We start from the raw sequence: 19,588 nt of genomic DNA, 5'->3' as shown, positions 1-19,588 counted from the left end.
TTAAAGCCGAGCAACTTGCTCGGCTTTTTCGTTTTCAAAGTCGGCTATGTTCGATACAATAGCGGCTCTTAGTGCTTACTGGACTTGTTAATGAAAATTCTTGCAGACCAAAACATGCCACTTGTTGAGCAATATTTTGCTGATTTTGGTGAAGTAACGCGTTTTGATGGTCGTACATTACAAAGCGAACAGCTAATTGATGTTGATGTATTATTAACTCGCTCGGTAACCTCAGTAAATGAAGCACTGTTAATACATGCTAATAAATTACGCTACGTAGGTACGGCGACAATCGGCGTTGATCATATTGATACTGATTTACTCAAACAACGTGATATTGCATTTACGAGCGCACCTGGTTGTAATGCCGTTGCTGTGGCTGAATATGTGATCAGTAGCTTGTTTGCACTGTGCCAAGAAAATGCCTGCACCTTGGAACACAAAACCATTGGGATTGTCGGAGTGGGCAGTATTGGTAGCTGTTTGCGAGATAAATTAGCCGCGCTTAATGTCACTGTATTAGTATGCGATCCACCTAAGCATGAAGCGGGACAATTAGCCGAGCATACAGATATTGATGAGTTGTTGAGTAAAGCGGATATCGTCACTTTCCATGTGCCGTTAGTAACGACCGGTAAACATAGTACCTTGCATTTAATGAACAAAGCGCGTTTAGCAGCGCTTAAACCTGGCACTATTTTGATTAATGCCAGTCGCGGCGATGTGGTCGATAATCATGCTCTACTGGAAATTATGCGCGGTGGTGCCAAGCTCGATGTGGTATTAGATGTATGGGAAAACGAACCTTCTATATTAACTGAATTGCTTGAGTTTGTGCGTTATGCCAGTGTCCATATCGCAGGCCATACCTTAGAGGGTAAAGCACGTGGCACGCAAATGCTCTATGAAAAGTTGTGCGAGCTTAAAGGTTTGCAAACAGGCAAAGCATTAGCTGATTTTTTACCAGTGCCCGCGTTTACCCAAGTTACATTACAAGAAACCTTTAGCGAAGCTGATTTAGGTCAGTTGATCCATCTGGTTTACGATGTGCGTCGTGATGATGGTATTTTGCGATGCAACTTAGCAAGTGAAGGGTTTGATAGCTTACGTAAAAACTACCCCATTCGACGTGAATTTAGCACAGTCAAAGTGCTAGGTGCAGGCGCATATTCGCCTTTGCTGCAAGGGCTTGGTTTCGTAGTCGAATAACTTAAAATTTAAACAGCGGCCACAATGGCGGCTGTTAAACGAGGAATACACATGTCACAAAAATATAATGTTGCCGTACTTGGCGCTACAGGTCTTGTTGGTCGCCAAATTATTGAAACGTTAGAAGATCGTAAGTTTCCTGTTGATCAATTATTTTTATTGGCAAGTAGTCGCAGCGCTGGTGAAGATATTAAGTTTCGTGGTGAAACTATTGAAGTGCAGGACGTTGAAGGGTTTGACTTTAGCCAAGCGCATATTGGTTTATTTTCTGCCGGTGGCAGTGTGTCAGAAAAATACGCACCTATTGCCGCTGATGCAGGATGTGTAGTAATTGATAACACTTCGCACTTTAGAAATGATTTTGAAATACCACTGGTTGTGCCAGAAGTAAATGCAGCAAGCCTTGCTGATTTTAGAAATCGCAATATCATTGCTAATCCTAATTGCTCAACTATTCAAATGATGGTGGCATTAAAACCTATTTATGATGCATACGGCATCGATCGTATTAATGTATCTACTTATCAAGCAGTATCGGGTGCAGGCAAAAAAGCGGTTGATGAACTTGCAAAACAAACTGCTAATTTAATGAATGCACGCCCTGTAGATAGCGAAATATTTCCAAAGCAGATGGCGTTTAATGTTATCCCACAAATTGATGTTTTTGAAGATAACGGTTACACCCGTGAAGAAATGAAGATGGTTAACGAAACCCATAAAATTCTGGGTGATACCACAATTGCTGTTAATCCGACGTGTGTACGAGTTCCGGTATTTTTGGTCACTCAGAAGCGATTAACATTGAAACACGTATGCCGTACGACTTTGAACATGTAAAACAATTACTTAATGACGCGCCAGGGCTTGAACTTATAGAAGACGAAGGGGATTACCCAACCCAGGTTACAGATGCAAGTGGTAATGACATTGTGTATGTAGGGCGCTTACGTCAAGATATCTCACATCCGCATGGTTTAAATATGTGGGTTGTAAGTGATAATACCCGTAAAGGGGCCGCAACGAACAGCGTGCAAATAGCTGAAGAGTTGATAGCGAACTATCTTTAATTAAGAGCAAGAAAAGCGGCAGTTTGTCGCTTTTTTATTTTTTAACTGCCAAATAATTGCCGCATAGCTGCTAAAAGCGTATAAACTTAATCTTAACGATAAAAAACTCTTCCGGCTAATAAAGTTTAAGCTATTACGTTTCAAAGTGTTGCGATGGATATTAAGCCGCAACTGGTTTATAGTTTGCAACTGGAATAGAGCTTGCAGGAAAGACTTAATTAACTATTTATTTATGTACGTTATTTCTGCAAGAAATAATCAATGTTTAAGCGTCTAATTTAATGGCGCTGCGTTAACATTTAAACATTAAAGGATCAGCATGCGCGGTTTAGCTACACTCCTCTTATTAGCGTCTGCATTGGTGGTAACACCGATATACTCCCAAGACGGCAGCCAACTTAAAGGGCCTAAAGGCGTTGATTATGGCGTTCAAGGGCGTTCTATTGGGCCAATAAAGCCAACCGATACACTATGGCGTATTGCTGCAAAAGTGCGACCTGATAACTCGGTCAGTATTTATCAAGTTATGCAGGCTCTGTATGAAAAAAATCCGCAATCATTTTTAGATCAAAATCTCAATCATATGCGCGATGGTGCGTATTTAAAAATCCCAACCTTAGCTGATATCCGCGCAGTAAGCCCGGAGCTTGCCAAACAGCGTTCAGAGCAAGATGATGAGCTATGGGAAAAAAGAAAAATGGCACGCTTACGAACAGCGAAATTACTGCTTCACAAACCAAAGTAACTCAAGCACGCAAAGTGGATGTTGATGAAGCTAAGCAAGAATTAAAACAAGAAATCAACAGCATTAAAACCCAACAGGGCAGTCAGCTTGTTGAATTACAAAAGCAGTTCAAGTCGTCAGTTGATAATGTCGAAGAAATTTTAGTTGAAAACAATAAATTAAAGCAACAGTTAACTGGTGTGTCTAAAGAGCTTGAAAATATTCGTGAGCAACTTGGTAAAGACAGTGAAATTCAACGCCAACTTTCTGAATTGATTGCAAAACAGAACGAAATTATAGAGCAACAACAAGCAAAAAAGCTCGAAGAGACTAGTGAGTTTGACTTTGCTGGGCTATTAGCCAATCCACTAGTTCTCATTCTATTAATGACAATTCCAGCGTTATTGATCATCTTTGCAATCGTGATGTTTTTACGTAAACGTAACAACAAAGAAGATGAAAGCACTGATGATGACGAATTTTTACCACAAAGCCCCAGTTATACTGCCGAGGATGAGCTTGATTTAGGCTCATCCCTTGATCCCATTGTTCCAGATCCAGTTCAAGAAGACGATGATGTAAGTATTCAGCTTGATGATCTTGAGAACGATATTTTACCTGATGACGACGATATTATTTTTGATGACAATATTGATGATGCGTTTGAAGATGGTGACAGTTTATTAAATCAAGACGAGCTAGATGGTTTACTGAGCGACGACATTGTATTTGATGATGAAAGCGACGAGGCTAAAGAAGAAGATGATGAACTTGATATCTTCATGCAGCAAGATTTTGATCAGGCAGATGATGATAGCTTAGGCGACGACATTGATTTAGATATTAAAGCCGACAACAATGATGGCGATATTCTAAGTGCAGCAGATCTAGATGATTTATTTGCTAATGACAACGATGAACCGACTGCTGAATCAGATGACTCGCTTGACTCAGATGATGACTTAGCAGCACTCAGTGAAGAGTTAGCAGATGAAGATGATGACTTTGATATTGATGCATTGATTGATGAACAAAGCAGTAATCAACCGACAGATAAGAATGACGGCGATAACGACGAATTTGATTTAGACGATATTGACAGCCTTATTGATGAAGCTGGCGATAAAGCGACTGCAGAGCCGGATCTGGCTGAAGAAGACGAATTTGATCTAGACGATATTGACAGCCTTATTGATGAAGCTGGCGATAAAGCGACTGTAGAGCCGGAGTTGGCTGAAGAAGACGAATTTGATTTAGACGATATTGACAGTCTAATTGATGAAACTGGCGATAAAGCGACTGCAGAGCCGGAGTTGGCTGAAGAAGACGAATTTGATTTAGACGATATTGACAGCCTAATTGATGAGACTGGCGATAAAGCGACTGCAGAGCCGGAGTTGGCTGAAGAAGACGAATTTGATTTAGACGATATTGACAGTCTAATTGATGAAACTGGCGATAAAGCGACTGCAGAGCCGGAGTTGGCTGAAGAAGACGAATTTGATTTAGACGATATTGACAGCCTAATTGATGAGACTGGCGATAAAGCAACAGCAGAGCCGGAGCTGGCTGAAGAAGATGAATTTGATTTAGACGATATTGACAGCCTAATTGATGAGACTGGCGATAAAGCAACAGCAGAGCCGGAGCTGGCTGAAGAAGATGAATTTGATTTAGACGATATTGACAGCCTAATTGATGAGACTGGCGATAAAGCAACAGCAGAGCCGGAGCTGGCTGAAGAAGATGAATTTGATTTAGACGATATTGACAGCCTGCTTGATGAAGCTGGCGATAAAGCGACTGCAGAGCATGATCTGGCTGAAGAAGACGATGAATTTGATTTAGACGATGTTGACAGCCTAATCGATGAAGCTAGCGACCAAGTAGCTGCTGAACCGGAGCTGGCTGAAGAAGATGAATTTGATTTAGATGACATTGATAGTTTAATTGATGAAACTAGCGATCAAGAAGCGGCAGAGTCTGTAATTGCTGAAGAAGATGATGGATTTGATTTAGGTGATATTGATAGTTTATTAGAGGATGCTACTGAGGAAAAATCGGAACCAGAAGCGGGATCTGCACTTCTTGAAGAAGACGATGAATTTGACTTCGGTGATATTGAAAGTTTAACTGATCAAGCGCATACCACGCAGCTAGATGAAGCTCTTTCTGATTCGATGGAAGAGTTATCGAATGTAGAAGATGAACTAGACGTCGAAGACGTTGAATCTATTGTATCAAGTTTAGTTGACGAACCAGAAGTAACTATTGAACAAGAGCCAGAGCTTGAAGAAGAACCTGAGCTTGTAGAAGAGCCAGAACTTGAAGAAGAACCTGAGCTTGCAGCAGAGCCAGAGCTTGTTGCAGAGCCAGAGCTTGAAGAAGAACCTGAACTTGTAGAAGAACCAGAGCTTGAAGCAGAACCAGAGCTTGCAGCAGAGCCAGAGCTTGAAGAAGAACCTGAACTTGTAGAAGAACCAGAGCTTGAAGCAGAGCCAGAGCTTGCAGCAGAGCCAGAGCTTGCAGAAGAACCAGAGCTTGTTGAAGAGCTAGAGCTTGTTGAAGAGCCAGAGCTTGCAGCAGAGCCAGAGCTTGCAGCAGAGCCTGAGCTTTTAGATGAACTTGGATCAGAGCTTGAAGGTTTAGATGATGATTTATTTGCACAAACGAGTGAAGAATCAAGCGACGATTTACTTGATGAAGATGATTTACTTGAAGAATATAATGATCCTTCACTAAAAAGTGTTGATGATTTACTCAATGAACTGCAACAAGAAGACGATTACGTAGAGCCTCCACAATGGTCTGATGTTGATGAGCTCAACGATGATATCGAAGAAGTTGAAATAGATCTGGGAGATGATCCGCTTGCAGATGAAGAACTCGGTGATGAATTTGATTTAGCACTGGAAGACGAACCTCTTAGCAATGATACAGTAACACCAAGTTTAGAGCTTGATGATTATCCAGAGCTTGAACTCGATGATGAAGAGATTGATAGTGACGCAGAATTAGCCGATGAGACTGAGCTGGAAACGTCAGGATCAGATACTCCAGAGCTGAAGCTTAGTCAAGCTGAGCAAGATCTTGCTAATGCAATGGCGGGAGGCCACGATTTAGATAGTTTAGAGCAAGATTTTGATGATGAATTATTAATCGAAGATGAGCTGATTACTGAAGACGAGCCGGTTGCTGAAGACGAACCAGTTGTTGAAGACGAACTGGTTATTGAAGATGAGCTAGGTAGTGAAGACGAACTAGTTGCTGAAAACGAGCCAGTTGCTGAAGACGAGCTGGTTGTTGAAGACGAACTGGTTATTGAAGATGAGCCAGTTGTTGAAGACGAACTAGTTGCTGAAGAAGAGCTGGTTGCAGAAGACGAGCTGGTTGCAGAAGACGAACCAGTTGTTGAAGACGAGCTAGTTGCTGAAGATGAGCTGGTTGCAGAAGAAGAGCTAATTGCTGAAGACGAGCTAGTTGCTGAAAACGAGCCAGTTGTTGAAGATGAGCTGGTTATTGAAGATGAGCCAGTTGCTGAAGACGAGCTGGTTATAGACGAGCCAGTTGTTGAAGATGAGCTGGTTATAGACGAGCCAGTTGTTGAAGATGAGCTGGTTATTGAAGATGAGCCAGTTGCTGAAGACGAACTAGTTACTGAAGATGAAGCAGTTGTTGAAGATGAGCCAGTTGTTGAAGACGAGCCAGTTGCTGAAGAAGAGCTGGTTGCAGAAGACGAGCCGGTTGTTGAAGACGAGCCAGTTGTTGAAGACGGGCTCGTTGCTGAAGATGAACTTACAGATGCGTTAGAAGATGAATATCGTGGTGATTTCGCGACTGAACTTGAAGAACCACTGGAACAATCGTTGTCAGATGATCAGCTTGATGATGATTTTATGGCTGATCTCACCCAAACAGATTTTGATGCATTGCTTAGTGAGTTGGCTGAACCTGAGTCTTTAGAAATAGATGATAGCAGCGAGTTTGAAGTTGATTTCAATGCGTTACTCAGTGAAGATCTTGCTGCACTTGAAGAGCTTTCAGTACCTGATGATGTGCCGTCGGCTGAGCAATTAAGTGAAGACGTGAATGCATCAACAAATGAGGACATCGTTGCGGATGAATTTGTCGATATTGATGCTTTGATTGAACAAAGTGATGATACAAGCTTAGATTATGAACCTTATGATGATGTAAATATGGATGTCGGATTAAGTGAGTTTGATGCCTTACTTGCTGGAGATAACCCAACTGATGTGGATGCTGAAAGTGGCGGTTATTCTGCAAAACTTGATTTAGCACGTGCTTATATTGAAATAGGGGATATGGATGCAGCCCTTGACGCTATTGACGAAGTAATAGCAAATGGTCCCGAAGAAGTACAAGAAGAAGCACAAAGCTTAAAAGCAAAATTACTGTAAGTTGTTTCTGCATTTATAGTTAAAGCGGGGAGTAAATTTAGTTTACTCGCCGTTTTTTTAGCAATAGAAAAAAGGTCGCTTGGCTGCTGTGCGCTTAATTTGTATAGAGTCACTTTTATTGCAGCGTCAGATAGCATAAAATGCCCCGTTCATTAGCACAGTAGGTAAAGCAGTAATTATGCGAGTAGCACTTGGAGTTGAGTACAACGGCGCCCGTTATAGTGGTTGGCAACGTCAATCGCATGTAAATAGCGTACAACAAGAAGTAGAAACCGCGCTTTCGCGTATTTGTAATCATCCAGTTGAAATAGTCTGTGCTGGGCGCACTGATGCCGGCGTGCATGGCACTGGGCAAGTGGTGCATTTTGATACCGATGCTGAACGCGATATGGTTGCATTTACTATGGGTATGAATACCTTGCTACCGAAAGATATTGCTATTCGCTATGCAAAACCGGTGAGTGATGATTTTCATGCACGTTTTAGTGCTACTGCTCGTCGTTATCGTTATGTTATTTACAATAACGCCTTTCGAGGAGCAATATTAAATGAAGGCGTTACGCATTTTCATCACCCACTTGATGAAACTAAAATGCAAGAAGCATGTCAATATCTATTAGGTGAGCATGATTTTACGTCATTCAGAGCTTTGCATTGTCAAGCGAATACTGCTACACGTACGATTCATCACTTGTCGGTTGAGCGTCAAGGCAGTTATGTGATTATTGATATTAAGGCTAATGCATTTTTACACCACATGGTGCGTAACATTACCGGTTGCTTAACCGATATTGGTATTCATAAGCAGCAACCTGTGTGGCTAAAAGAGTTACTTGATTTAAAAGAGCGAGCCAAAGCCAGTGCGACGGCAAAGGCGGCAGGTTTATACTTAGTTGATGTTGACTATCCGGCGCGGTTTGAAATTCCGTCGACACCACTTGGCCCTTTATTCTTAACGGATGTGAAGGGTTGATTGGTGATAAATTAAACATAACCTTGCAGGCATTTCACTACTAAGACCAGTTTTTTATACCGCCTGTGTGGAATTCATGTTTTAATTGAAAAAATTTGTCTGTCAATAATGATTTGGCAGGAACGCAGCAAAGCACAGAATAGTATTAAGAGAGTTGCAAATGAGTTGGTTAGAAAAAATCCTACCTAAAACAACAAAGTCTTCGGCTCGTAAAGAGATCCCTGAAGGTGTTTGGGCAAAGTGTACAGATTGTGATTCGATTTTATATAAAGCTGAATTAGAAAAATCACTCAATGTATGTCCTAAATGCAATCACCACATGCGTGTGAGTGGCCGTAAACGCCTTGAGCACTTTTTGGATGATGGCGACCGCCAAGAACTTGGCACACAGCACGAACCAAAAGATATTTTAAAGTTTAAAGACTCGAAAAAATATTCAGATCGTATCGCCGCCGCACAAAAATCAAGTGGCGAAAAAGACGCATTAGTCGCGATGAAGGGACGCTTAAAAGGCATTCCAGTGGCCGCCGTCGCATTTGAATTCTCATTTATGGGTGGGTCAATGGCATCGGTTGTTGGCGCACGTTTTGTGGATGCTGTTGATCAGTGTTTAGAGCATAACATGCCGCTAATTTGCTTCTCCGCTTCAGGTGGCGCACGTATGCAAGAGGCACTAATGTCGCTTATGCAAATGGCTAAAACCAGTGCTGCACTTGCTAAGATGAGCGAACAAGGCTTACCGTTTATCTCAGTAATGACTGACCCAACTATGGGCGGTGTATCAGCATCATTAGCTATGCTAGGTGATATCAACGTGGCGGAGCCAAAAGCATTAATCGGCTTTGCGGGTCCTCGTGTAATTGAACAAACTGTGCGCGAAACCTTACCTGAAGGCTTCCAACGAAGTGAATTTCTACTCGAGCATGGTGCCATCGATATGATTATTGATCGCCGTGAAATGCGTGACACACTTGCCCGCATACTAGCTAAATTTATGAACTTGCCTTCTACGGAACAAGAGCATAGAGTAGCGTAAATTTCAGCTTTACTGATCACACGCTATGACAAAAAATCTTCCTAGCCAATCATCAAGCCTTGATGATTGGCTTTGTTATTTAGAAAGTGTTCACCCAGCAAATATTGCCATGGGTTTAGAACGCGTTGCCAAAGTTGCCAATACCATTGGTTTACTAGATAGCCCAAGTAAAATTATTCTAATAGCCGGCACCAATGGCAAAGGCACCACTGCCCGATGTTTAGAATCACTGCTGCTGGCCCAAGGTTATTCGGTTGGTACCTATGCATCTCCTCATTTAATTCATTATAACGAACGAGTGCGTATTAATGGCGCTGAGCTTGATGATCAATTTCATGTTGATGCGTTTGACTTGCTCGAGCAAGGCCGCGGTGACACGCCACTGACTTATTTTGAGTATGGCACCTTAGGCGCACTGGCTATTTTTAAACGCCATAGCGTTGATTATGTGCTGTTAGAAGTGGGTTTAGGTGGGCGTTTCGATGCTACCAATATTGTTACTCCATTTGCCAGTGTGATCACCACCATAGATCTAGATCATAAAGAGTACCTTGGTGATACGCGAGAGCTTGTGGGTTATGATAAAGCAGGGATCTTCCGTACTGGCACACCTGCCATTGTCGGCGATTTAAATATACCGCACACAGTCACCGACTACGGTCATGAAATTAACGCGGTGATGCATTTATCAGGGCGTGACTTTATATTTAAAGAGCATGCGCAAAGTTTTAGTTGGCAATATCAAGCCCATCACTTTGAGTTTGCTAAACCATCAATCCCATGCCAAAACGCGGCAACGGCACTAACCACATTAGCCGTGTTAGATTTATTACCTAGTGAGGCATTGATCCGTGATTGTTTAGCTAATTTAGTTGTTGAAGGGCGTTTTCAGCAACTAAGCAGCAAACCTATGGTCTATACTGATGTGGCACATAATGCTGAATCTGCACGCTATTTAGCTAAAAAGTTAGCTAACCTGCAAGATCAAGGCTTTAAAGTTCATGCGTTAGTCGCTATGCTGGCTGATAAAGACAAAGTCGCTGTATTAAATGAAGTTAGCCCGGTAGTTGATGCGTGGTGTTTAGCCGGACTTAATTGCTTTCGTGGCGATAAAGTAGAGAATTTAGCTAAATCCATGGATAATGTGCATACAAGCGCGCCAATTGAAAAATATCAAACAGTTGCAGACGCACTGGATGGTGTGTTGCCACAGCTTGATGAGAAGACGGTGTTAATCATATTTGGCTCCTTCTTAACTGTTGCAGCTGCTATCAATTATTGGAAAAAATAGAGAGGAATCAGGTGAACTCAGGCTTTATAAATCGTTTAGTCGGCACAACTATTGTGGTGATTGCAGCTATCGTGTTTATTCCTAATATTCTTGATGGCGAAAAAGTACATTACAAAGAAGGCTTTAAAGCCATTCCGGAACGTCCTGAGTTCACAACTATTGACTTGCAAGATTCAATAGATGATCAAGTGGCTAACGCACAACAGCCAAACGAAGAGCCTGAGGAAGATATATTGCCAGATGATGACCTACTCTCAAGTTCCTCTGATGCGGTTGAAGAGACGACGCCAGTAGCGAAAAAAATGGTTGAAGCATCGACTGAGCAAACTACTGTAGCAACGACTACAGCACAACCTGTTGAAAAAAGTCTGAGCCATCACGTAAGCCTGAAGAAAATTTATCGAAAATGGCATATGTAATTCAGTTGGGGAGCTTTTCGCATAGTGCGAATGTAAAATCGCTACAAGCTAAACTAAGTGACAAAGGGTTTAAAACCTTTACCCGTCCAGTTAAAACACCAAATGGTACTTTAACCAAAGTTTTTGTGGGTCCGTCGCTTGATAAAGCCCAGCTTGAGAGCAAACTCCCTGAATTAAAAGCACTTACTAAACTTAACGGAAAAGTTACCCAATTTGAAGTAGCAAAATGATCTGGCATTTAGTGCTGACCTCTTATAGAATGCGCCCCAAATTAACGACTAGTTGGTTCATATGATCTGGGTTGATTACGCCATCTTTGGCATTATTGCACTGTCTACTATTATCGGTTTAATTCGTGGCTTTATAAAAGAAGCAATGTCTTTGGCTGTGTGGGCTGGCGCATTTATCATATCTAGCTTGTTTTACCAATATTTAGCATCATTCCTAACAAGTATTTCTGAACCCCTTTTAAGAAATGCAGCGGCCATTGCCATATTATTCTTTGCGACGCTATTGTTAGGCGGATTGTTAAACTACCTTCTAGGTGAACTTGTACAACGTACTGGTTTGTCTGGCACAGACCGTGTCTTCGGCATTGTCTTTGGTGCACTTCGTGGCGTGTTGGTCGTGAGCGCGTTACTCTTCTTTCTTGATGCTTTTACTGGTGCACCCAATACGCACTGGTGGGGTAACTCTATTTTGATCCCAGAATTTGGCTTTGTTGTTGAGTGGTTTTTTTCATACCTCGAAAATAACTCTAGCTTTTTAAATTCGGTCAACCGTTAATCGGCGAGGAAAAATTTCATGTGTGGTATCGTTGGAATAGTCGGAACATCTCCTGTAAATCAGGCGATTTATGATGGCTTAACTGTTTTGCAACACCGTGGCCAAGATGCCGCGGGCATCATTACCATTGAAAACAACACCTTTAGTTTACGCAAAGCAAATGGCTTAGTGAAAGATGTATTTCACACCCGTCATATGAAGCGTTTACAAGGCACTATTGGTATCGGCCATGTACGCTATCCGACAGCAGGTTCTTCTAGCTCGTCTGAAGCGCAGCCGTTCTATGTTAACTCACCGTTCGGTATTGCTTTAGCACACAACGGTAACTTAACCAATGCAGAGCAGCTTAAAGAGCAATTGTTCTGTGAAGCACGTCGCCACGTTAACACAACCTCAGATTCTGAAATTTTACTTAACATCATGGCTCATGAATTAAGTAAACCAAATAAACTACATCTTGACCCTGAAGATATTTTTAACGGTATCACCGAAGTTATAAATAAAGTTCAAGGCGGTTATGCCACCATCGCTATGGTAATTGGCCATGGTATTATCGCGTTTCGTGACCCAAATGGTATTCGTCCATTAGTGTTTGGTAAACGTGAAACTGCAAATGGCACTGAGTATATGTTTGCCTCTGAAAGCGTTGCGTTAAAAACTGATGGTTTTGAATTTGTGCGTGATGTCGCTCCTGGTGAAGCGATATATGTTACTGAAGGCGGTGAGTTTTACTCACAAACATGCGCAGATAAAGTATCTTATTCGCCATGTATCTTTGAATTTGTTTACTTTGCACGTCCAGACTCAAATATCGATCGCATGTCTGTTTACGCTACACGTGTAAATATGGGCACTAAGCTTGGCGAAAAAATTGCTCGCGAATGGGCTGATAAAGATATTGATGTTGTTATTCCAATCCCAGAAACATCATGTGATGTGGCATTGGAAATCGCCCGCGTACTTAATCTGCCATATCGCCAAGGGTTTGTTAAAAACCGTTACATTGGCCGTACGTTTATCATGCCTGGTCAGGAAATGCGTAAAAAGTCAGTACGTCAAAAGCTCAATGCAATTGACCGTGAGTTTAAAGGTAAAAACGTATTACTAGTTGATGACTCGATTGTACGTGGCACTACTTCAGCACAAATTGTTGAAATGGCGCGTGAGTCTGGTGCTAAAAACGTTTACTTTGCTTCTGCTGCACCTGAAATTCGCTTTCCGAACGTGTATGGTATTGATATGCCATCTGCGGCTGAGTTGATTGCCCATGGACGTGAAGTTGAAGATATCAATGCAAGCATTGGCTCTGATGGTTTGATTTTCCAATCGTTACCTGATTTGATTGCTGCCGTAGCGCAGGAAAACCCAGAAATTACACGATTTGAAACATCAGTATTTGATGGCCAATATATTACCGGTGGTATCGATCAGAATTATTTGAATCGTATTGAACAGCTGCGTAATGATTCGGCAAAAAGTAGTCGTGAAAGTGCCATGTCTTCTGGTTTAGAGTTACATAATCAAGAAGAAAACGGCTCAGATTAATCTCTGCCTAGCGAAATAAAAAAGGAGCTAAATTTAGCTCCTTTTTTGCGAAGGAAAGAAAATAATAACACTACTTTATACTACATTTTACAGCTTCTAACGTTGAACTAGGTATCATGTAAAGGTTGGACTTACGATACCGTTGGTCCACAATATGGCGGTGACAGCTAAAATAATCACCAGTAAAATTAGTCCGCAAGTTACCACAGAGCTTGCGTAAATAAAGCCACGCTCTTGCGGTATATGCATCAAAATGGGCACACCGGTATACAGTAAGTAGACCGAATAGCCTAAAGCGACCAAACCCACACATACAACAAACCATAGCTCTGGCCAAAATGCCGCTAGTGCAGACATAAATACTGGTGTTGAAGTATACGCTGCAAGTTCTAAGGTTTGGGTAAAGGTTGGTTCTGCACCAAAAGTAACAGCCATCCAATGTGCTAAATAAGCCAGCGCAAACACACCCACAATTAAAGCGCCATACATAGCTGCAGCAATCAGTATTGCACTATCGTGGGTTAGAAATACCGGATTACCAGCCCCGATACTCCAGCCTAAATAAACCGATGAGTAATAACCCATTGCAGATGGAAACAACGCTATCAGTAATATATGTGATAGGCTATATGTTAAGCTCTCGTGGCGGTTATCTATTGTTTGCCACTCTTCGAGTGGATGGGCATATATGCCCCAAAGATGGTTTAGTATCATAATTGTGTGCCCCATGAAAAGGAATTAGTTCGCTGTTTTATTTTTATACAGCTTGTATTAAGTTATGGTTCAGTAATGGGGTCTTGTCAAGAAACACCAATGAGAGACGAAAGCAAAAAAATCAGCGGGGATATATTTAACTAGAGTTCGGGTTATTTAATTAATCAAACCCCCAGCTTTGTTTTATTATCAGTCATTTTTCATGATAAAATCATTTTCTTAATGATAGATACTAATGAGCAACTCCCTTCGTGCCACATAGCAAACTTTTAGAACCGATTAAGCAATTTTTACGTTGTGAAACCCCTTTAGGGTGGATTGATGAAGCCACTAAAAAAGAAAACCTAGCGGTTATTTTAATTGATCATCTCATCTGTGAGCTTAAAGCCGCGCAATCTGCGATGTTTTTAATTCGTAAATATGCTGTGGATAAACAAAGCAGCGATGCCTTGCTTGAGTGGCTAAAGCCGTTTGAAACGCTGATATACAAACGTGAAGGGAATTGGCGCGATCTTGCGGCTAAAAACAAACTGACTAAAGCAGTGATCCCAAAATCTGATTCAGCTTATGGGCAAGATTTGGTTGATAAAATGGTGATGTTGATCAAAGAAGAGCTGCACCACTTTTATCAAGTATTAGAGATCATGGATGAGTACGGTATTGAGTATCAAAGTATTACGCCGTGTCGTTATGCTAAGGGTATGCTAAGACATGTAAAAACTTTTGAGCCAGATGCACTGGTCGATAAGCTCATAGTCGGTGCTTACATCGAAGCTCGTTCGTGCGAGCGTTTTGCCGCGCTTGCACCCCATGTAGATAAGCGTTTAGGTGATTTTTATATTTCGTTATTGCGCTCTGAGGCACGCCATTACCAAGACTATTTAACTCTTGCCCAAGAAATTGCTGGTTTTGATATTACCGAGCGGGTTAAAGAGTTTGGTGAAATTGAAGCGCAGTTAATTACATCTTGTGATGACGATTTTAAGTTTCACAGTGGTACGCCGGTAAATAAAAGCGCTTAACGAACACCAACATGTGCAACAGCTTTTCAAATCATGCTGTAGCACATACTTTATTATCAAAAGTGTTTTTAAATTAGACACATCAAAAACTCTCACCTAATATTTAGAGCAAGTTAAATTTTTATTTATCAGTTATTTTATTGCTTTGCAATGCATTGTAAATGAAAGGCCATTGCTATTATTATTTTGGTGGGTATATATGGATGAGAATGAGGGATTATTTGTATTTTCTGCTGAGGAAGAGTTAGTAAATACCGACCTTAAAGTATGGAAAATTTTAACTGTTGAGGATGATCTCGATTATCAACACGCATTAATTAATAGCTTAAAAGAATTAAAGGCCAAAGAAGGCTACAAATATGAGTTATTAGCGGCCAACTCAGTACCAGAAGCTGCGCTTGCTTTAAGTATGCACCCAGATATAGCACTTGTTTTTATCGATGTGGTTATGGAAGAAGATGATTCCGGACTGCGTTTGGTTAATACCATCAGAGAAGTGATTGGCAACGCTGAAATGCGTATCGTGTTACTAACAGGGCAGCCCGGTTTCGCCCCTGAAACCGATGTGATGAAAATGCTCGATATTGATGAGTACTGGAATAAGTCTGACATTTCTGCACAAAAGCTTGAATCAATCGTTAATAGTAATATGCGAACTTGGCAATATATTTCGCAAATAAAAGCCGCTAAACAAGGTTTGCAACTTGTGCTAGATGCATCAAGGAGCATTAATAGCAAACATGATATGGGCTCATACTCTGCTGCAGTGCTGCAAGAGCTAAGTAATATTTTAAAAATATCAGAGGAGGCGGCATCCTTTGCTCAAGTAATCTAGACAAAGATGCTGGTGCTGTAATTCTGACTACTAACGGCTGCTTTAATGGTATGAAAGGGCAAAAAGTAGATGGCAATTTACCGGCCGATATGTACGATGACTTCCAGCTAGCTATTCAAGAAAAACGTCATGTTTTTTCAAATCAGCATAGTATCTTCTTCTTCCCAGCAACCATTGCTGAAGGCACTCACTATATTACCCTGGTAAAATCAGATAACCCAATTAGTGAAGAAAATGAATATTTATTAAAAGTATTTAGTGAAAACGTAAGTAGCGGGTTTGCTAATATTTCATTATTAAATAGATTAACCGAGCTTGCCTATACTGATGTTTCATTAAATTTACAGAATAGAAACTGGTTAACTCGCGAAATTAAAAATATGAACGTATATGAGCAATCAAAAATGCGTTTGATTATTTTTGATATTTACCAGTTTGATGAAAAAGCTTTTACCTTTGGTTACGATTTTTGTAAAAAAATCATAAAACTCGTTCATAAAAGTATTGTAGATGTTTTTTCAATCTATGACCCCAGAATTGCGATTATTAGTAATCGTAGCTTTGGCATGCTCATCAATGTTGATTTTGATATTGCCGATGATATTACGCATTTTCATAATAAACAAAAGTACGAAATTGAAAATGTTAAGCAATTTATTGACGTAAGAGTATTGGAGTTAAAGTTAAGTTGCGCATCAAATATTACTCCCGAAAAAGTAATTAGCCTAGCAGAGTCGAGTTTAAATTACATGCAAGTAACTCAAACGAAGTTTATTTTGCATACTGATGAAAAGACAGTGGCAATAACAAGGCGTTATGAGTTGATGGCGCACCTTAGGACGGCTATTAGTACCAAAGAATTGCGTATCGCTTTACAGCCAAAAATGTGCTTGAAAACATTAAAACCAATTGGTTTTGAAGCGCTAGCTAGATGGCAGTTGGCTGATGGCAGCTTTGTAAATCCTGAAGAGTTTATAGAGCTTGCTGAAACCGCTGGTTTAATTAATGAGCTTGATAATGTTATTTTTGAAAAAATACTACAAACTATTAATCAACTAAAAAGCTGTGGCATAAACTTACCCATTGCATTTAACGCATCATCTTATGACTTGATCGAGCCTTCTTACTTTGAGTCTATCAAGAGTCGGATTGAGGAATATAAAGTATCCCCCTCGATGCTGGAACTTGAAGTGACAGAAACGCAAGCGATCAGTAATTACAACTTTATTAAAGAGGCTTTATCACGATTTATGGCATTGGGTATTAAAGTGAGTATTGATGACTTTGGTACGGGTTATTCATCATTAGCACACATTAATGAAATACCGTCGAATGCGATAAAAATTGATCGCTACTTTGTCAGCAACCTTGAGCATAATATAAATAATCAATACATGATAAAAATGATCATCAGTCTCGCAAAGCAATTTGATTTTAAAGTTATTGCTGAGGGTGTTGAAAACGAATTTGAGGTGCAATGGTTAAAACAAGCTGGTTGTGAAATGGCCCAAGGTTACTTTTTTCAAAACCGCTGTTTTATGATGATTTACTGATCTGGTTAGCACAGTTTGATAATGTAAATGACTAAAAAAAGTAACTCATTTTATAGCGACAAAAAAGGCGTACTCATAAAGTCGCTGTTCATTTTATTTGTTGCGATATTAATTGGCTGGCTGGTATACGAGCAAGTTTATCAGTCAAAAGTAACCATAATAAAAGAGCGCCAAGATGAAAAACTAGTGCTTGTGAGTACTGATTTATCTAAAGAGCTAAGCAGTATTAAAAAACTCACTCAGCTGTTAGCAAATGGCCAAGTATTAAAAAGTAATACAGGTTTAAATACATTGAGCGCTCAACAAAGCGACAAGCTCATAAATGATTATTTTTTAAATTTTGCTTCTGTATCAACCAATATCTCACAAATACGTTGGCTTGAACGCAGTGGTAAAGAACGTTATAGAATTAATTTCAGCAATAAAAAAAGCGAAATTGTTGAGGTATCACAATTACAAAATAAGCAAAATCGTTATTACTTTAAAGAAGGGATGTTAGTTGCACCACCGAATACATTTATTTCAGAAATTGATTTAAATATTGAGCGTGGAAAAGTTGTTGTCCCGCATGAGCCAACAATTAGGGTGACTTACAGAACGCAAGGTGGTGATTATTTAATAGATGGCTTGTTAGTAGTGAATTTTAATCTGGATTATTTATTTAGTAATATTCGACAATATGATGAAAAAAACACCCAAGTAAATATTCTAAATCATGATGGTTATTGGTTGTATAATAAGGATCCCGCATTACAGTTTGGGTTTATGTATAATCAAGTTAATAACTCGCTAGCAAATAACTCTCCAGCGCTTTGGCAGCATATCATTGAACATGACGTACAAAGCACCTCACGTATTTTTCATGACAGTTTATATACTTTCAGGCGATTCTCTATTGTTTCACTACGTGAATCAACACAAAGAACCGCAGATTCAGATAAAGAGATTATTATACTTATCGGTAGCCCTAAAGAGCTGCTGTATAATGCAAAAATGACTGCTTTTCAATATGCTGCTCTGTGTAGTGTTATTTTATGTATTTGCGGTTTTGGTTTTAGTTACCGTGAATATTTATTCCAACAGCAACTAATTACTTTATCTTATAAACTACAGCGTGAAAAAGTAGAGTTAGATAGCGTCAACAAACAGCTCGATTTAACTATAAGGCAGCAGCAGCAATTACAAACAAGCTTACTCGAAGCTCGAAAACTATCGTCTTTAGGGTTGTTGGTGGCGGGGGTTGCTCATGAGATGAATACACCCATTGGCGGTGCTATTATCTCAGTATCTAACGCGAATGTGGTTATTAATAAGTTGAGTGACGCGATAAAAACCGGATTAACTAAATCGCAATTAGATAAAAGCACACAGAGCATTGAGGAAAATTTAGGGTTAGCTAAAATTAATTTAAATAAGGCAGCGGTATTAGTTAAAAGTTTTAAAAAAATGGCGATAGACCGTCATAATGATGATGTCATCACATGTAATATAAGAAAAATAACTGAAGATTTACTGATCTCCCTTAATTCAAGATTAAAAAACTCAAACGTAAAAGTGAAAACCTTAGTTGATACTGACCAAGATATAAAAAGCCGACCAGGAATTATTTCCCAAGTGCTAGAAAACCTGATAATGAACGCACTAACCCACGGGTTTGCCAAAAATCAAGTCGGTGAAATTGAGATAAAAATAGCACAAGCTGCTAGTCAATCCATTAAATTAACCATTTCAGATAGCGGTGTTGGGATTAAAGCAGAGTCTCAACAGTACATCTTTGAGCCTTTTTACACCTCAGCTCGTGGTATTGGCAATACTGGGCTTGGCTTATATATGGTGCACCAATGGGTTACACACATTTTGCAGGGGGAAATTAAATTACAGTCCAATCCACACTCTACAGAGCGCTTTAAAACTGAGTTTACTATTACTATACCCAAACTATCTTAAGATGCAGAATTCGTTGCTTGGAGTGATAGTCATATAAGCATTTGTG

11 protein-coding genes and 3 pseudogenes are annotated in these 19,588 nt (G+C 40.2%); 13 read left to right on the top strand and 1 reads right to left on the bottom strand.

The window, feature by feature from the left end:
- Nucleotides 1–90 precede the first annotated feature (90 nt).
- The 10 genes and pseudogenes from P4S61_RS03085 to purF all read left to right on the top strand — a co-directional run bounded on the left by P4S61_RS03085 (nucleotide 91) and on the right by purF (nucleotide 13,471).
- Nucleotides 91–1,209, top strand: a complete 1,119-nt coding sequence (locus P4S61_RS03085) for a 4-phosphoerythronate dehydrogenase (RefSeq protein ID WP_145241504.1) — start codon at nucleotides 91–93, stop codon at nucleotides 1,207–1,209.
- A 51-nt stretch (nucleotides 1,210–1,260) separates the two neighbouring features.
- Nucleotides 1,261–2,276, top strand: a pseudogene (locus P4S61_RS03080) (aspartate-semialdehyde dehydrogenase).
- Between the two features lie 319 nt (nucleotides 2,277–2,595).
- Nucleotides 2,596–3,021, top strand: coding sequence for a FimV/HubP family polar landmark protein (locus tag P4S61_RS03075; protein ID WP_337117748.1), 426 nt, complete (start codon nucleotides 2,596–2,598; stop codon nucleotides 3,019–3,021).
- On the top strand, nucleotides 2,958–7,421 hold the full coding sequence (locus P4S61_RS03070; protein ID WP_337117747.1) for a FimV/HubP family polar landmark protein: 4,464 nt from the start codon (nucleotides 2,958–2,960) through the stop codon (nucleotides 7,419–7,421). Before P4S61_RS03075 ends, P4S61_RS03070 begins: the two co-directional genes overlap by 64 nt.
- Before the next feature lie 178 nt (nucleotides 7,422–7,599).
- Nucleotides 7,600–8,394: a tRNA pseudouridine(38-40) synthase TruA gene (truA, locus tag P4S61_RS03065; RefSeq protein WP_149980769.1), complete on the top strand. Its 795-nt coding sequence runs from the start codon at nucleotides 7,600–7,602 to the stop codon at nucleotides 8,392–8,394.
- Between the two features lie 160 nt (nucleotides 8,395–8,554).
- Nucleotides 8,555–9,430: an acetyl-CoA carboxylase, carboxyltransferase subunit beta gene (gene accD, locus P4S61_RS03060; RefSeq protein ID WP_145241496.1), complete on the top strand. Its 876-nt coding sequence runs from the start codon at nucleotides 8,555–8,557 to the stop codon at nucleotides 9,428–9,430.
- A gap of 25 nt (nucleotides 9,431–9,455) precedes the next feature.
- Nucleotides 9,456–10,721 carry a bifunctional tetrahydrofolate synthase/dihydrofolate synthase gene (gene folC / locus P4S61_RS03055; RefSeq protein ID WP_145241494.1) on the top strand — a complete coding sequence of 422 codons (1,266 nt, stop codon included), beginning with the start codon at nucleotides 9,456–9,458 and terminating at the stop codon, nucleotides 10,719–10,721.
- Between the two features lie 11 nt (nucleotides 10,722–10,732).
- A pseudogene (locus P4S61_RS03050) lies at nucleotides 10,733–11,370 on the top strand (SPOR domain-containing protein).
- Between the two features lie 61 nt (nucleotides 11,371–11,431).
- Nucleotides 11,432–11,926 (top strand): CvpA family protein, encoded by a 495-nt coding sequence (locus tag P4S61_RS03045; protein ID WP_054206292.1) that lies wholly within the window; start codon nucleotides 11,432–11,434, stop codon nucleotides 11,924–11,926.
- Between the two features lie 18 nt (nucleotides 11,927–11,944).
- On the top strand, nucleotides 11,945–13,471 hold the full coding sequence (gene purF, locus P4S61_RS03040; RefSeq protein ID WP_145241490.1) for an amidophosphoribosyltransferase: 1,527 nt from the start codon (nucleotides 11,945–11,947) through the stop codon (nucleotides 13,469–13,471).
- A 114-nt stretch (nucleotides 13,472–13,585) separates the two neighbouring features.
- Here the strand turns inward: purF and P4S61_RS03035 are convergent, their stop codons facing one another.
- Entirely contained in the window at nucleotides 13,586–14,185 is a 600-nt protein-coding gene (locus tag P4S61_RS03035) for a Yip1 family protein (RefSeq protein WP_145241488.1), read from the bottom strand.
- Between the two features lie 251 nt (nucleotides 14,186–14,436).
- Here P4S61_RS03035 and miaE point away from each other — a divergent pair, with 251 nt between their 5' ends.
- From miaE to P4S61_RS03015, 3 genes and pseudogenes are all read left to right on the top strand, one after another.
- Nucleotides 14,437–15,207: a tRNA isopentenyl-2-thiomethyl-A-37 hydroxylase MiaE gene (gene miaE, locus P4S61_RS03030; protein ID WP_182732574.1), complete on the top strand. Its 771-nt coding sequence runs from the start codon at nucleotides 14,437–14,439 to the stop codon at nucleotides 15,205–15,207.
- Between the two features lie 199 nt (nucleotides 15,208–15,406).
- Nucleotides 15,407–17,630: pseudogene (locus tag P4S61_RS03020) on the top strand (EAL domain-containing protein).
- Nucleotides 17,623–19,542: a sensor histidine kinase gene (locus P4S61_RS03015; protein WP_145241482.1), complete on the top strand. Its 1,920-nt coding sequence runs from the start codon at nucleotides 17,623–17,625 to the stop codon at nucleotides 19,540–19,542. Before P4S61_RS03020 ends, P4S61_RS03015 begins: the two are co-directional and overlap by 8 nt.
- Nucleotides 19,543–19,588 lie beyond the last annotated feature (46 nt).

Origin of the sequence: Pseudoalteromonas sp. B160 (assembly GCF_037162485.1) — a bacterium.
GTDB classification, from domain to species: domain Bacteria; phylum Pseudomonadota; class Gammaproteobacteria; order Enterobacterales; family Alteromonadaceae; genus Pseudoalteromonas; species Pseudoalteromonas rhizosphaerae.
The sequence above is the reverse complement of the archived record's forward strand: the minus strand, read 5'-3'. Positions and strand labels throughout refer to the sequence as shown.

Bases quoted from the DNA above. Each gene is read 5' to 3' on its own strand.
- P4S61_RS03085 (WP_145241504.1), top strand. From the start codon at position 91: ATGAAAATTCTTGCAGACCAAAACATGCCACTTGTTGAGCAATATTTT.
- P4S61_RS03075 (WP_337117748.1), top strand. From the start codon at position 2,596: ATGCGCGGTTTAGCTACACTCCTCTTATTAGCGTCTGCATTGGTGGTA.
- P4S61_RS03070 (WP_337117747.1), top strand. From the start codon at position 2,958: ATGGGAAAAAAGAAAAATGGCACGCTTACGAACAGCGAAATTACTGCT.
- truA (WP_149980769.1), top strand. From the start codon at position 7,600: ATGCGAGTAGCACTTGGAGTTGAGTACAACGGCGCCCGTTATAGTGGT.
- accD (WP_145241496.1), top strand. From the start codon at position 8,555: ATGAGTTGGTTAGAAAAAATCCTACCTAAAACAACAAAGTCTTCGGCT.
- folC (WP_145241494.1), top strand. From the start codon at position 9,456: ATGACAAAAAATCTTCCTAGCCAATCATCAAGCCTTGATGATTGGCTT.
- P4S61_RS03045 (WP_054206292.1), top strand. From the start codon at position 11,432: ATGATCTGGGTTGATTACGCCATCTTTGGCATTATTGCACTGTCTACT.
- purF (WP_145241490.1), top strand. From the start codon at position 11,945: ATGTGTGGTATCGTTGGAATAGTCGGAACATCTCCTGTAAATCAGGCG.
- P4S61_RS03035 (WP_145241488.1), bottom strand. From the start codon at position 14,185: ATGATACTAAACCATCTTTGGGGCATATATGCCCATCCACTCGAAGAG.
- P4S61_RS03015 (WP_145241482.1), top strand. From the start codon at position 17,623: ATGACTAAAAAAAGTAACTCATTTTATAGCGACAAAAAAGGCGTACTC.